Source organism: Escherichia sp. MOD1-EC6475 (genome assembly GCF_003046645.1).
Lineage (GTDB): Bacteria > Pseudomonadota > Gammaproteobacteria > Enterobacterales > Enterobacteriaceae > Escherichia > Escherichia ruysiae.
Map to the genome: position 1 here is coordinate 92,920 of NZ_PZKQ01000023.1, position 14,122 is coordinate 107,041.

At 50.9% G+C, this 14,122-nt stretch carries 12 protein-coding genes; 6 read left to right on the forward strand and 6 right to left on the reverse strand.

Going from position 1 to position 14,122, the window contains the following annotated elements; all coding sequences use genetic code 11:
- Positions 1–32: 32 nt before the first annotated feature.
- The 5 genes from selB to A7589_RS07980 all read right to left on the reverse strand — a co-directional run bounded on the left by selB (position 33) and on the right by A7589_RS07980 (position 5,543).
- Positions 33–1,877: a selenocysteine-specific translation elongation factor gene (gene selB, locus A7589_RS07960; protein ID WP_000582476.1), complete on the reverse strand. Its 1,845-nt coding sequence runs from the start codon at positions 1,875–1,877 to the stop codon at positions 33–35.
- Positions 1,874–3,265 (reverse strand): L-seryl-tRNA(Sec) selenium transferase, encoded by a 1,392-nt coding sequence (gene selA / locus A7589_RS07965; protein ID WP_000206232.1) that lies wholly within the window; start codon positions 3,263–3,265, stop codon positions 1,874–1,876. The genes selB and selA overlap by 4 nt, the downstream gene beginning before the upstream one ends.
- Before the next feature lie 97 nt (positions 3,266–3,362).
- Positions 3,363–3,971, reverse strand: coding sequence for a glutathione S-transferase (locus tag A7589_RS07970; protein WP_000779792.1), 609 nt, complete (start codon positions 3,969–3,971; stop codon positions 3,363–3,365).
- 70 nt (positions 3,972–4,041) lie between these two features.
- Positions 4,042–5,178, reverse strand: a complete 1,137-nt coding sequence (locus tag A7589_RS07975) for an HlyD family secretion protein (RefSeq protein WP_000364948.1) — start codon at positions 5,176–5,178, stop codon at positions 4,042–4,044.
- A gap of 2 nt (positions 5,179–5,180) precedes the next feature.
- Complete coding sequence (locus tag A7589_RS07980; RefSeq protein ID WP_000479616.1) at positions 5,181–5,543, reverse strand: DUF3302 domain-containing protein; 363 nt, start codon at positions 5,541–5,543, stop codon at positions 5,181–5,183.
- A 536-nt stretch (positions 5,544–6,079) separates the two neighbouring features.
- On the opposite strand from A7589_RS07980, the gene mtlA reads away from it, so the two are divergent.
- The 3 genes from mtlA to mtlR all read left to right on the forward strand — a co-directional run bounded on the left by mtlA (position 6,080) and on the right by mtlR (position 9,957).
- Entirely contained in the window at positions 6,080–7,993 is a 1,914-nt protein-coding gene (gene mtlA, locus A7589_RS07985) for a PTS mannitol transporter subunit IICBA (protein WP_000093246.1), read from the forward strand.
- A 228-nt stretch (positions 7,994–8,221) separates the two neighbouring features.
- Positions 8,222–9,370, forward strand: a complete 1,149-nt coding sequence (gene mtlD / locus A7589_RS07990) for a mannitol-1-phosphate 5-dehydrogenase (protein ID WP_108188794.1) — start codon at positions 8,222–8,224, stop codon at positions 9,368–9,370.
- Entirely contained in the window at positions 9,370–9,957 is a 588-nt protein-coding gene (mtlR, locus tag A7589_RS07995) for a mannitol operon repressor MtlR (RefSeq protein WP_000247990.1), read from the forward strand. Before mtlD ends, mtlR begins: the two co-directional genes overlap by 1 nt.
- A 10-nt stretch (positions 9,958–9,967) precedes the next feature.
- Here mtlR and yibT read toward each other — a convergent pair whose 3' ends face one another.
- Positions 9,968–10,177: a protein YibT gene (gene yibT, locus A7589_RS08000; RefSeq protein ID WP_000517102.1), complete on the reverse strand. Its 210-nt coding sequence runs from the start codon at positions 10,175–10,177 to the stop codon at positions 9,968–9,970.
- 269 nt (positions 10,178–10,446) lie between these two features.
- Between yibT and A7589_RS08005 the strand changes: the two genes are divergently transcribed.
- From A7589_RS08005 to A7589_RS08025, 3 genes are all read left to right on the forward strand, one after another.
- A complete protein-coding gene (locus A7589_RS08005) occupies positions 10,447–10,809 on the forward strand; it encodes a YibL family ribosome-associated protein (RefSeq protein ID WP_000665684.1) in 363 nt (120 codons plus the stop codon).
- 493 nt (positions 10,810–11,302) lie between these two features.
- On the forward strand, positions 11,303–11,986 hold the full coding sequence (locus A7589_RS08010) for a DUF3251 domain-containing protein (protein WP_001102196.1): 684 nt from the start codon (positions 11,303–11,305) through the stop codon (positions 11,984–11,986).
- Positions 11,987–12,029: 43 nt separating this feature from the next.
- A partial coding sequence (locus tag A7589_RS08025) for an ESPR-type extended signal peptide-containing protein (RefSeq protein ID WP_286174493.1) occupies positions 12,030–14,122 on the forward strand: 2,093 nt, incomplete at its 3' end.

Genomic DNA, 14,122 nt, shown 5'->3' on the forward strand with positions numbered 1-14,122 from the left:
TAATTCATATTTATTATGAATTAATCATTTCCTTATCTTTCGGGAAATAATAATGCATCGCGCAATAAATGATCATTTCCACGACGCCGCGTAAAGCCAATGCGGTCAAAATATTCCAGAATTTGAATTGCCAGCTTTCGGCCTACACCTAAGCGATCGCGGAAATCCGCCGCGCAGGTTGAACCACATTCCTGATCGAGATCGCGGATCATATTGGCAAATTCGACAATCCGATCATTACGGTAATAACGATCTTTGACGATCGCCGTAATTATCCCCTGCTGCGCCGCCTGGCGTAGCGTCAGGCGCATTGCCTGCTCGTCGGTTCCCGTCTCTTTTGCCAGGTCACGCACCCACCACGGCTCGTCGCCAAATAGCGGCTCTGCTTTTTGCCAGATGGCCTGCTGCTCTTCGCTGAAGCCCGCTTTGTGATCTGGCAGATGCAGCCAGCCGTGGTGGCTGTGGATATCGCCGCTTTCGCGCATCTTTTCAATCAGCAACAGTACCAGAGCTTCATCTTCCATCGGCAACGCCATGCGCCGCAGGCGCTCGCGCCCCGGTCCAGGTTCATCGCGATGTTGCTCATGATAAACCGCTAATGTGTCGAGGATTTTTCGCTGCCAGCGGGCGGCAACCGGCGCATTCAACAAGCTATAACCAGCCTGAATATAGCCTGGCTGTTGCAGCAGTTCGCGCATCCCTTCGCCGTTGAGCTGTCTCGCCCAGGCGAAATCGGCAAGATTCACCGCTCCGCGTTCCAGATGAACGGTCAGTGCGTCGGCATCGCTTTGTGTACGTGCCAGTGAAGCCAGCCATTGCAGATATTCCGGCTTACGTTTACCGCGACGTGGCGGGTTGAGCATCACCACGCGCGCCCCCGCCAGCGTGTTGCGAGCCGAGATATCGCGCAGCACTAAGCGATCGTTATCCGCCAGCCACAGCGGCGTGTCGAACACCAGCTCGGCAAGGTTATCTTCGAGCAGCGAAACGCGCCCCGTAACGTGGCTGGCAGCGTGGTGAATATGTAGCGGCTGCCACTGGGTCAACGGTACATGAGTTTGTAGCTCGACAATCACCCGCGTGAACGGCTCCGGCGGCGCATCGGCAAGCAGCCAGTCGCCACGGTTAATCTGCTCTTTTTCCGCATCACCCGCGATGTTAAGCGCGATACGTTGCCCGGCATGGGCGGTTTCTGTTGGTTGATTTTGCGCATGGAGAGCACGCACGCGCATCGGCTTATTTACACCGGTCAGCCATAGTGAATCACCCACCTTCACTTCCCCGCTTAACGCCGTACCAGTGACCACCAGCCCGGCACCTTTTACGGTAAAAGCGCGGTCGATAGCGAGGCGGAAACTATGTTGGCTGGCGTGTTCACGTTCAGGCAACTGAAGCAGATGTTCACGCAGGGCATCAATTCCCCGACCTTCGGTTGCTGCGGTGACAAACAGTTTTGCCTCAGCAAAACCATATTCCCGCAGCACCTGCTTTACCTGACGTTCAACCTCATCAACACGCGCTTCGTCCACGCGATCGGCTTTAGTCAGCGCCACTGTCAGCATCGGGTTACCGGTAAGCTGCAAAATCGCCAGATGCTCACGGGTCTGCGCCATCACACCGTCATCGCAAGCCACCACCAGCAGCGCGTGATCGATACCACCCACGCCCGCCAGCATATTGGAAAGAAACTTTTCATGACCGGGAACGTCGATAAAACCAGGCACGCGCCCATCTGGCTGCGGCCAGTAGGCATAGCCGAGATCGATGGTCATACCGCGCTTTTTTTCTTCCGGCAGACGGTCGGCATTTACGCCAGTAATCGCCTGCAATAAGGTTGTTTTGCCGTGGTCAACGTGTCCGGCAGTCGCAATAATCATTTCAACAACATCTCCATAAACCGTTGCTCATCTTCAAGGCAGCGTAGATCCAGCCACAATCGCCCGTCGTAGATACGTCCAATCACCGGAACCGGCAATTCACGCCAGCGGGCGGCTAATGCTTCAAGGTGGCTGCCACGTCCGTCATGGGGTGTAAACGTTAATGCCGCGCTCGGCAGGCGATCAACCGGCAGCGAACCACTGCCAATCTGTGACAGGCATGGCATAACCTGCACAGCGAAGTCCGCGCCATAATGTGCGGCAAGGGGAGCCTGTAAACGTTGCGCCTGGATTTGAATAACCTCTGCGCTGCGGGTAAGCAGACGCAGGGTCGGTAATCTTTCGCTCAGTGCTTCGGGGTGCAAATAAAGACGCAGCGTCGCTTCCAGCGCCGCGAGGGTCATTTTATCCGCGCGTAATGCACGCTTCAGCGGGTGGCTTTGCAGGCGGGCGATCATCTCTTTTTTACCAACGATAATCCCTGCCTGCGGCCCGCCTAACAACTTGTCGCCGGAGAAGCTCACCAGACTGACGCCCGCCGCAATCAACTCCTGCGGCATTGGCTCTTTCGGCAAACCGTACTGGCTAAGATCGACCAGCGAGCCACTGCCTAAATCAGTCACCACGGGAATATCCAGTTCTTTGCCAAGCGCCACCAGTTCAGCTTCGTCTATCGCTTTGGTAAATCCCTGAATGCTGTAGTTACTGGTATGTACTTTCATCAACAGCGCGGTATTTTCATTTACTGCCTGACGATAATCACTGGCGTGGGTACGGTTGGTCGTCCCCACTTCGTGCAGGGTGCAGCCTGCCTGACGCATTACGTCAGGAATACGAAACGCGCCGCCAATCTCCACCAGTTCGCCACGAGACACCACCACCTCTTTACCGCTGGCAGTGGCTGCCAACATCAGCAGCACCGCCGCCGCATTGTTATTGACGATACAGGCATCTTCTGCGCCGGTAATGCGGCACAGCAGTTGCGCCAGTGCGCGATCGCGATGCCCGCGTCCGGCGTCGTCCAGATCGTACTCCAGCGTCACCGGCGAACGCATAGCCTGCGCAACGGCTTCCACCGCTGCTTCCGCCTGTAAAGCTCGCCCAAGGTTGGTATGCAGCACGGTTCCCGTCAGGTTGATCACCGGACGCAGCGCGCTCTGTGCCTCTTTCGCCAGACGAGCATTAACCTCTTGCGCCCAGTTTTCACACCATGCAGGCAGCAACTGGCTGTCGCGAATCATTTCCCGCGCTTCGTCGAGCATCTGACGCAGCAGCTCCACGACACGGGTATGGCCATAAGTATCACGCAAAGAAAGGAAGGAGCTATCGCGCAATAAGCGATCAATAGCCGGAAGTTGACTATAGAGGGAACGCGTTTCGGTTGTCATAGGAAACCTGGCTGATCAAGGCCCTCTCACACGGAGAAGGGCGTTTAACATAACCACGGATTGTAACGTGAGATGGGTCAGGAGGACATATCGCGCATCAAGCCTTTGGTGGTTCGGTGCGGGCAAAACTTTCGCGGCTAAACAAGTTTTCGACCAGTTTGACTAAGTGTGGGCGGTCGACACACCAGCCCGGCGCAACGCGGCGGAAATTGAGATATCCAACGGCACAGGCAATGGCGATAGTCGCCAGATTGACCGTATCGGTTTTGAGCGTGCCATCGACCAGATATCCTTCCAGTACATCCAGACTACGGTTGATTTTCTCCCGCTGGCGTAGCAATTCATCTTCAGACTGCTGCGCCGCAGGACGCGCCTGTTCGCGCACCGACACCAGCCCGGCATCCATAATGCCATCTGCCAGCGCCTCAATTTTACGCACTCGCAACGACTCCAGCGGATCGCGTGGCAACATCGCCGGAGCGACATTCATTAATTCAATATATTCGGCAATGATTGGCGAATCAAACCAGCATTCGCCCTCTTCGGTCACCAGCACCGGCACTTTCCCTAACGGGTTAAATTGCGCCACGCCGTTGTCCGCGTTATAGGGCAGTTCATTAATAAATTCGAAAGTTATGCCCTTTTCTAACAACAGAATAGAAAGTTTGCGTACAAACGGGCTGGTGTAGCTACCGACGAGTTTCATGCCATGTCCTTTGTGCGAGGAAAAATATCAGTATGGCTCAGGCTCGCGCAAAACACAGGTGATACAAGTCTCAATGATCCAAATAAAGATAATGCATCCAACTGGTCATTCTCAGCAGCACTTTCCGCATCACCGAAACATGGCTGAAATGGTCGGAGTAAACGGCTACCTGGGCGTAGATGCCGTCGGGTAAGGCATCGATATCAGCGTTAGGGTCGAGTTCAATGGTTCCCAGCACACCATCCGTTCCGGGCACGACCGTTAACGATTGCAGCACCCCCTGCGCCTGATACGAACCGCCAGGCACCACCGGCAAGATACTGGTCAGTTTGCCGTGGAATACCTGCCCCGGCAGCGCGTTAAATACGACTTCCGCATCATCACCGGGTTTCAGACGTAACAGCGAGTTTTGCCGGAACTGGGCGACGATTTGCCGTTTTTGCTCTGGAATGAAGACCATCACCGGACGTAACGGCAACGCTGCCGCGTAAGTGCCAGGACGAATGAGTACCTGAGTAACGTAGCCATTGCTCGGCGCGCGAATAATAGTTTGCTCAAGGTTATATTTCGCTTCGGTCAGTTGCGCCCTTAAGCTCACAATCTGTGATTGCTCGCCGTTGACCATGCTGTCGAGCTGGCTCTGGATCTGCGCCTGCTCCGCCACCGAACCTTTCACCAGCGCATCCTGCGCGAGAAAATTTTGCCGCGCGTCGTCGATGTCACGTTCCGAGAACGGATTGACCGTCGCCCGACTACCTTTCAGGTAACGTTGATAATTTTTAAACAGACGGTCGCGCTCCGCTGAAACTTGAGTGGTGTTGGCCTGCGCTTCAGTGAGCTGCGCGCGCAGCGTTTTGATATTATGCGTCGCCGTCATCAAATCAGCCTGAAGTCTGTCTACTCGCGCCTGATAACGTACCGGGTCGAGCTTAAAAAGCACCTCGCCCTTCTGAATAAGCTGATTATTTTTGTCGGTGACTTCAGTCACGATCCCCGTCACCTGTGGCGTGATAGGGATCGCTATCACTGCCTTTTGCGCAGTAAAAGTGTAAGGATGGTTGTAGTTCATCAATAAAATCAAACCACTCACCAGAAACACGCCACCCAGCGCCGCCGTCGCCAGCGTCCACTGATTCACCGGAATGCGGAAGATTTTAAAGACCGCCCACGCCAGCGCCACGTAAGTTAAAACAATTAACAGATCCATAATCAGATCTCCGGGAACGTGGAATAGTCAGTCTTTTCCTCTGCGGCGAGTTGATGCTCCAGCCGGGAAATTCGGTCAGAAAGTGCGGCGATTTCCGGGTCAGTCGCTTTCTCTTGCGACGCAGTATGTGACTGCATTCCCCAGCCGCGCTCTGGCTGGTAAAGCGTTGCCCAGATCCACAAGAACGGCCAGATTACATGCAGGGTAAACAGACTTACCCAACCCGCCGTATGAATGGCGTCGGCGTGGGGATGGTTGCGCTTTTTGGCAATCAGATAGGGGATGTCATGTATCGCGATGATTCCATAAAAAATCACCAGAAAGACGAAGATCAGCACTCCCAACGCGAAGTAGTTTAGAAACATATCTGCCTCGGATTCACGCTTATCAGTGTTGTTTTTTGGCTGGCAGCCGGAAGGGAGTCAGGCTGATACTTTGACATTAATCCGCGTTTGCCAATCTCGCCATCACACCGAAGGATAATTTTAAAAGGCGATAAGTTGCTCAGTTACAAAACGGTCTTAAGGCAAAGTCAGAACATGCTGCAGATCACACCAGGTGAATTACCGAAGAAAATATCTTGTGATTCAGATCACAATAACTCAACAAACAGCTAAAATTAAAATGTGACATTATTCACATTTTAATGCCATTTTTAGCGAAAATCGCCGCCTTGTTGCTTTTTTACACAAGTATTTTGTGATGAGCGTCACGTCAATTACCTCTCTACCCCCTATATTTATGTGACCGATATCACACAAAAGGCCGTCGACTGGACAGTTAACCGATTCAGTGCCAGATTTCGCAGTATCTACAAGGTCCGGCTACCTCTGCCGCCACATTAACAAAAAACCTCGGGCTTCCAGCCTGCGCGACAGCAAACATAAGAAGGGGTGTTTTTATGTCATCCGATATTAAGATCAAAGTGCAAAGCTTTGGTCGTTTCCTCAGCAACATGGTGATGCCAAATATCGGCGCGTTTATCGCGTGGGGTATCATCACCGCGTTATTTATTCCAACAGGGTGGTTACCGAACGAAACGCTGGCGAAGCTGGTCGGGCCGATGATCACTTATCTCCTGCCGCTGCTGATCGGTTATACCGGTGGTAAGCTGGTAGGTGGCGAACGTGGCGGCGTGGTTGGTGCTATCACTACCATGGGCGTTATCGTCGGCGCAGACATGCCGATGTTCCTCGGTTCTATGATTGCAGGTCCGCTGGGCGGCTGGTGTATTAAGCACTTCGACCGCTGGGTAGACGGTAAAATCAAATCCGGTTTTGAGATGCTGGTGAATAACTTCTCCGCTGGCATCATCGGGATGATCCTCGCCATTCTGGCATTCCTCGGCATTGGTCCAATTGTTGAAGCCCTGTCCAAAATGCTGGCTGCGGGCGTTAACTTCATGGTTGTCCATGACATGCTGCCGCTGGCGTCTATCTTTGTTGAACCGGCGAAAATCCTGTTCCTCAACAACGCCATTAACCACGGTATCTTCTCGCCGCTGGGTATTCAGCAGTCCCATGAACTGGGTAAATCCATCTTCTTCCTGATTGAAGCTAACCCAGGTCCAGGTATGGGCGTGCTGCTGGCGTACATGTTCTTTGGTCGTGGTAGTGCTAAACAGTCTGCGGGCGGTGCGGCAATCATCCACTTCCTGGGTGGTATCCACGAAATCTACTTCCCGTATGTGCTGATGAATCCGCGTCTGATCCTGGCCGTTATCCTCGGCGGTATGACTGGCGTGTTCACGCTGACTATCCTGGGCGGTGGTCTGGTTTCTCCGGCATCTCCGGGTTCTATCCTCGCGGTACTGGCGATGACGCCAAAAGGTGCTTACTTCGCTAACATCGCAGGTGTGTGTGCGGCGATGGCAGTCTCCTTCGTTGTCTCTGCTATTTTGCTGAAAACCAGCAAAGTGAAAGAAGAAGACGATATTGAAGCGGCTGCGCGTCGTGTTCAGGAGATGAAAGCTGAATCAAAAGGCGCTACTCCACTGTCTGCTGGCGATGTGACTAACGACCTGAGCCACGTGCGTAAAATCATCGTTGCCTGTGACGCCGGTATGGGTTCCAGTGCGATGGGTGCGGGCGTACTGCGTAAGAAAATTCAGGATGCAGGTCTGTCGCAGATTTCTGTTACTAACAGCGCGATCAACAACCTGCCGCCGGATGTGGACCTGGTCATCACTCACCGTGACCTGACCGAACGTGCTATGCGTCAGGTTCCGCAGGCACAGCATATTTCGCTGACCAACTTCCTCGACAGCGGCCTGTACACCAGCCTGACCGAACGTCTGGTTGCTGCCCAGCGCCATACTGAAAACGAAGTGAAAGTGAAAGACAGCCTGAAAGACAGCTTTGACGATTCTAACGCCAACCTGTTTAAGCTCGGCGCGGAGAACATCTTCCTCGGTCGCAAAGCGGCAACCAAAGAAGAAGCGATTCGCTTTGCCGGTGAACAACTGGTGAAAGGCGGCTATGTTGAGCCGGAATACGTACAGGCGATGCTAGATCGTGAAAAACTGACCCCGACCTATCTGGGTGAGTCTATCGCGGTGCCACACGGTACGGTTGAAGCGAAAGATCGCGTACTGAAAACAGGCGTCGTGTTCTGTCAGTACCCGGAAGGCGTGCGCTTCGGTGAAGAAGAAGATGACATCGCCCGTCTGGTGATTGGTATTGCTGCCCGTAATAACGAGCACATTCAGGTTATCACCAGCCTGACCAACGCACTGGATGATGAGTCCGTCATCGAGCGTCTGGCACACACCACTAGCGTGGATGAAGTGCTGGAACTGCTGGCAGGTCGTAAGTAATCCAGGCCCACCCTCTCCACATGGAGAAGGTGGGCTAATTGCCTGATGCGCTTTGCTTATCAGGCCTACAAAACAAAGCGCAGTTTGTTAAATTTGCACGCTCTTGTAGGCCGGATAAGGCGTTTACGCCGCATCCGGCGCTGCCCCTCTCCTCACGGAGAGGGTTTGGGTGAGGGAAAAGCCTCACCCCAGCCCTCTCGGGTAAAAACATTGATGAAGGTTAATACTATGAAAGCATTACATTTTGGCGCAGGTAATATCGGTCGTGGCTTTATCGGTAAACTGCTGGCAGACGCGGGTATCCAACTGACGTTTGCCGATGTCAATCAGGTGGTACTTGATGCCCTGAATGCCCGTCATAGCTATCAGGTTCACGTTGTCGGCGAAACCGAGCAGGTTGATACCGTTTCCGGCGTTAATGCCGTCAGCAGCATTGGCGACGACGTGATTGATTTAATCGCCCAGGTTGATTTAGTCACCACCGCCGTTGGCCCGGTCGTGCTGGAACGCATTGCTCCGGCAATCGCCAAAGGGCTGGTGAAACGTAAAGAGCAAGGTAATGAATCCCCGCTGAACATTATCGCCTGTGAAAACATGGTACGTGGCACAACACAACTGAAAGGTCATGTGATGAACGCCCTGCCGGAAGATGCCAAAGCGTGGGTAGAAGAACACGTTGGCTTTGTGGATTCCGCCGTTGACCGTATCGTGCCGCCTTCTGCTTCGGCAACTAACGATCCGCTGGAAGTGACGGTAGAAACCTTCAGCGAATGGATTGTCGATAAAACCCAGTTCAAAGGCACACTGCCAAATATTCCTGGTATGGAGTTAACCGACAACCTGATGGCGTTTGTCGAACGTAAGCTCTTCACCCTGAATACGGGTCATGCTATAACCGCGTACCTTGGAAAACTGGCGGGTCATCAGACCATTCGTGACGCGATTCTCGACGAGAAAATCCGTGCGGTGGTAAAAGGGGCGATGGAAGAAAGCGGCGCAGTACTGATTAAGCGTTACGGCTTTGACGCGGACAAGCACGCGGCGTACATCCAGAAAATCCTCGGTCGTTTTGAAAACCCGTATCTGAAAGATGATGTTGAGCGCGTAGGCCGTCAACCACTGCGTAAACTGAGTGCTGGCGACCGTCTGATCAAGCCGCTGCTGGGTACGCTGGAATATGGCTTGCCGCACAAAAATCTGATTGAAGGTATTGCCGCTGCAATGCATTTCCGCAGTGAAGATGATCCGCAGGCACAAGAACTGGCGGCGCTGATTGCCGACAAAGGCCCGCAGGCTGCGCTGGCGCACATTTCCGGGCTTGATGCCAACAGCGAGGTTGTCACCGAGGCGGTAACCGCTTATAACGCAATGCAATAATGGTGAACCAGGCGCAGGACTCCCTGCGCCCGAATAACAGATTGTCAGATATGCAGGCAACAATGGAACAAACCCAGGCCTTTGAAAACCGTGTGCTTGAGCGTCTGAATGCTGGCAAAACCGTGCGAAGCTTTCTGATTACCGCCGTCGATCTCCTGACCGAGGCGGTGAATCTTCTGGTGCTTCAGGTATTCCGCAAAGACGATTACGCGGTGAAGTATGCTGTAGAACCATTACTCGACGGCGATGGTCCGCTGGGCGACTTGTCCGTGCGCTTAAAGCTGATTTATGGGCTTGGCGTAATTAGTCGCCATGAATACGAAGATGCGGAACTGTTGATGGCACTGCGGGAAGAGCTGAACCACGACGGCAACGAGTACGCATTTACCGATGATGAAATTCTTGGGCCATTTGGCGAACTGCATTGCGTGGCGGCACTGCCTCCGCCGCCACAGTTTGAACCAATAGACTCCAGTTTGTATGCGATGCAAGTTCAACGCTATCAACAGGCTGTGCGATCAACAATGGTCCTTTCACTGACAGAGCTGATTTCCAAAATCAGCTTAAAAAAAGCCTTTCAAAAGTAAGTACTTTCGCTTACTTCTCCTCTACCGGATTCGGCCGATAAAGTCGGCGATAATATTCCAGACGTTGTAGATATAACGGCACGCTTTCCTCAGGTATACCGGATGGAATCGCGTTACGGGGGGGAAGTTTATTCAGATACTCCCGGAACGCCTGGCTTGATGCCATGAAATCTACGGCTTTATCAATAAGAAGCGGAACGTTTTCACCTAATTTGCCCATAATAATATCTCCGTATTACCCCGCGCCGGGAATGCGCGACCGCCGATTTTAGTTTAGATCCCGATAAAAATGACATTAAGGAAAACGTGCGAAATCCACAACGCTTGCCCTCACCTTCTGATTATATTACTTATTAATCAATGCATTATATGATTTTTGAACCCCAGACTTGTTACCCAACAAAACTATTACAATGCCATCAGTTGTGAACAAAGCACCTGGTCGCGCATACTAGGGGCTATAAATTTATCTTTATCAGAAGCCATCCCATGAAAGAAGTCGAAAAAAACGAAATTAAACGTCTTAGCGATCGCCTGGACGCCATCCGCCACCAGCAGGCCGAACTGTCGCTGGTTGAAGCCGCAGACAAGTATGCCGAGCTGGAAAAAGAGAAAGCTACGCTGGAAGCTGAAATTGCCCGCCTGCGTGAAGTTCATAGCCAGAAACTCAGCAAAGAAGCACAAAAGCTGATGAAGATGCCGTTTCAGCGTGCGATTACCAAAAAAGAACAAGCCGATATGGGTAAGCTGAAGAAGAGTGTCCGTGGGTTAGTCGTAGTGCATCCGATGACTGCACTGGGTCGTGAAATGGGTCTGCAAGAGATGACCGGGTTCTCAAAGACAGCGTTTTAACCCTCTTACCTGTCTATCTCCTTCACATCCCGCGTTGCAGATAAATGCGGGATGTAACAATTATCTTCCTCTTTTTCCTCTGTTTCCTCGTAGAGTCAGTTTTTTACCAGTGGCACTCAATCTGAAAATGCGTTCAGTAAAAGGTTTAGTTCTACGCCTGAAAATGGACGATATCATTCATAAAATAAAACTTTTGCCGGTATTTTTTCCATCCACATTCTAAAAATCCACCCCAAACATTGATTGTGTGAATATTAAATTAAAGCTATTTTTCTTCTTTAAATGCAGTGTTTGACATCTGACAACCCTCCTCATTAAAATCCGCCTCCTTAATACAATTAAACAATTTTAAAACTTAATAAATAATTTTTAGAATGAATGTATTCGCAATATTCATAAAGCCAGCCGTATAAATCACAAAAGCATTAACCACAAATGGACACATCCCTTAGTTCAAATTGCTAGCAGGGATGATATGTAAGGATAACTTTGTATGAATGTGAATAATTTTCTTATAAGCGTCATGGCGGCTTCGACAATGCTGGTATTGTCAGGTTGTGATTACGTCGAAAAAACGAAAGTAGTTGATGAGCTAACAAAACAACAGGAAGAACAAAAGGCCAGAATCGATCAACTCGAAAAACAATTAGAACAGCAAGACAAAAAAACAAGCACCATTGAAAAACAAAATATTAGCGTAATAAACAGTACAAAAACGCTGGCTCAGGTAGTGAAAGAGATTAAACGTCAGCAAGACTACTTTGTCTTTACTGAATTTAACCCAGCGCAAACAAAATATTTTATTTTGAATAATGGGTCTGTGGGTATTGCCGGTCGGGTGTTATCTGTTGAAGCAATAGAAAATGGCAGTGTTATTCATATGTCACTGGCCAATTTATTAAGTGTGCCCGTATCAAATATTGGTTTTCATGCCACCTGGGGCGGTGAAAGACCTACTGTTCAAAAAGAATATGCCAAATGGCAACAACTGCTTTTTAGCACCACCATGAACTCCACGCTGAAATTATTACCGGGTCAATGGCAAGACATTAACTTGACGTTAAAAGGGGTGTCTCCCAACAACCTGAAATACCTGAAGTTGGCTATTAATATGCAGAATATCAACTTCGACAACCTTCCACCTGCTGATAACCGGCAGAAAAAAAGCAAAAAATAAATGCAGTCATTGCACTTATATCAAGGAATAGAGAGCAACAACAATGAACAAAATTTTTAAAGTTATCTGGAACCCTGCAACGGGGAGTTACAGCGTCGCCAGCGAAACGGCAAAAAGCCGTGGGAAGAAGAGCGGGCGCAGCAAGCTGTTAATTTCTGCATTAGTTGCCGGTGGACTGATGTCGTCGTTCGGGGCAGGTGCAGGTGCACTTGATGGTGGTGCGAGCATTGAAACTCCCCAAGAAGGCGATAGCTGGATTGCTATCGGAAAGAATGCAAAAGCTACCTCAAAGACAGAGGGAGGAGTCGCAGTTGCAATAGGAACCGGAGCGACAGCCAGTGGAGAAGGAAGTACCGCATTCGGTTACGAGAGTCAGTCGTTGGGTGAGATATCAATAGCTATAGGGCACATGTCTATAGCCACTGGGGACAGATCCACAGCATTCGGTAGCGGCGCAGAGTCAAAAGCAGAGTATTCCCTTGCATTGGGTGGGATGACTTATACCGGTGGTACATACTCTACTGCAATAGGTAGAGGCTCAAGAGTAGAAGATGGTGCTGATTATGCAGCCAGCCTTGGTTACCAGGCATTAGCCGCAGGAAAGTATAGTCTGGCATTCGGCTCAGATACAAAAGCCAATGCCATTGATAGCCTGGCATTTGGAAGACTGGCTTTAGCGAATGCCGATGGTGCCATTGCAATGGGTGCCGCAAGCGAAGCCAATGGATTATATAGTTTGGCATTGGGTTCAAGCAGCATAGCTAACGCGGACAATACCGTTGCGCTTGGATATGGAGCCAATGCAACCAAAGCTGGAGCAATGGCTTTCGGTCAGGCAGGAAAAGCAGACGGTTTAAATTCTATTGCGCTGGGTAATAAAAGTCAGTCAAGCGGCGAAAACAGTATTGCGCTTGGACAAGAAAGCGTTGCCGGTACTGAAAAAAGTATTGCAATTGGTAGCCTGTCCAGTGTAACGGGTGTCAACTCCGTTGCTCTGGGCACGGGTTCCACAGCGGTGGAAGATAATACTGTTTCAGTAGGTAACGACACACTACAGCGTAAAATTGTCCACATGGCAAAAGGCGATATTAGCAGTACCAGTACTGATGCCATCAACGGTTCACAGCTTTATGATATCAGTAAGTCAGTCGCAGACCGTCTGGGCGGCGGCGCCTCCGTGAGTACTGCAGGGATTGTTAACGCCCCTAACTACAAACTGCAAAGCGGTACTTTTAATAATGTTGGCGAAGCGTTAAAAAGTCTTGACGATAATACATTGCAATGGGACTCGCTTAAAAAAGTCTACAGTGCAAAACACGGTTCCGATGCCACCAGCAAAATCACCAACGTTACGGCGGGTGAGCTGAACGCATCCAGTACCGATGCGGTTAACGGTTCTCAGTTAAAAACCACTAACGACAACGTGGCAACCAACACCACTAATATCAGCAACCTGACCGGCGATGTTGCTAACAACACCACCAATATCACTAATCTGACGAATGACGTTGCCGCCAATACCACCAGTATCACCAACCTGGCTGATACAGTGACTAACCTTGGTGCGGATGCGCTGGCATGGGATGACGCCTCAGGTGCATTCACCGCCAAACACGGCACCGATGACACCAACAAAATCACTAACGTTAAAGACGGTGATTTGACTGTTGACAGTAAAGATGCCGTTAACGGCTCTCAGTTGAAAACCACTAACGACAACGTGGCAACCAACACCACTAATATCAGCACCCTGACCGGCGATGTTGCTAACAACACCACCAATATCACTAATCTGACGAATGACGTTGCCGCCAACACCACCAGTATCACCAACCTGGCGGATACGGTAACTAACCTTGGCGCGGATGCGCTGGCATGGGATGACGCCTCAGGTGCATTCACCGCCAAACACGGCACCGATGACACCAGCAAAATCACCAACGTTAAAGACGGTGATTTGACTGTTGACAGTAAAGATGCTGTTAACGGCTCTCAGTTAAAAACCACTAACGACAACGTGGCAACCAACACCACTAACATCAGCACCCTGACCGGCGATGTTGCTAACAACACCACTAACATCACTAATCTGACGAATGACGTTGCCGCCAATACCACCAGTATCACCAACCTGGC

Coding starts and splice junctions, on each gene's coding strand:
- selB (WP_000582476.1), bottom strand. CDS start 1,877: ATGATTATTGCGACTGCCGGACACGTTGACCACGGCAAAACAACCTTA.
- selA (WP_000206232.1), bottom strand. CDS start 3,265: ATGACAACCGAAACGCGTTCCCTCTATAGTCAACTTCCGGCTATTGAT.
- A7589_RS07970 (WP_000779792.1), bottom strand. CDS start 3,971: ATGAAACTCGTCGGTAGCTACACCAGCCCGTTTGTACGCAAACTTTCT.
- A7589_RS07975 (WP_000364948.1), bottom strand. CDS start 5,178: ATGGATCTGTTAATTGTTTTAACTTACGTGGCGCTGGCGTGGGCGGTC.
- A7589_RS07980 (WP_000479616.1), bottom strand. CDS start 5,543: ATGTTTCTAAACTACTTCGCGTTGGGAGTGCTGATCTTCGTCTTTCTG.
- mtlA (WP_000093246.1), top strand. CDS start 6,080: ATGTCATCCGATATTAAGATCAAAGTGCAAAGCTTTGGTCGTTTCCTC.
- mtlD (WP_108188794.1), top strand. CDS start 8,222: ATGAAAGCATTACATTTTGGCGCAGGTAATATCGGTCGTGGCTTTATC.
- mtlR (WP_000247990.1), top strand. CDS start 9,370: ATGGTGAACCAGGCGCAGGACTCCCTGCGCCCGAATAACAGATTGTCA.
- yibT (WP_000517102.1), bottom strand. CDS start 10,177: ATGGGCAAATTAGGTGAAAACGTTCCGCTTCTTATTGATAAAGCCGTA.
- A7589_RS08005 (WP_000665684.1), top strand. CDS start 10,447: ATGAAAGAAGTCGAAAAAAACGAAATTAAACGTCTTAGCGATCGCCTG.
- A7589_RS08010 (WP_001102196.1), top strand. CDS start 11,303: ATGAATGTGAATAATTTTCTTATAAGCGTCATGGCGGCTTCGACAATG.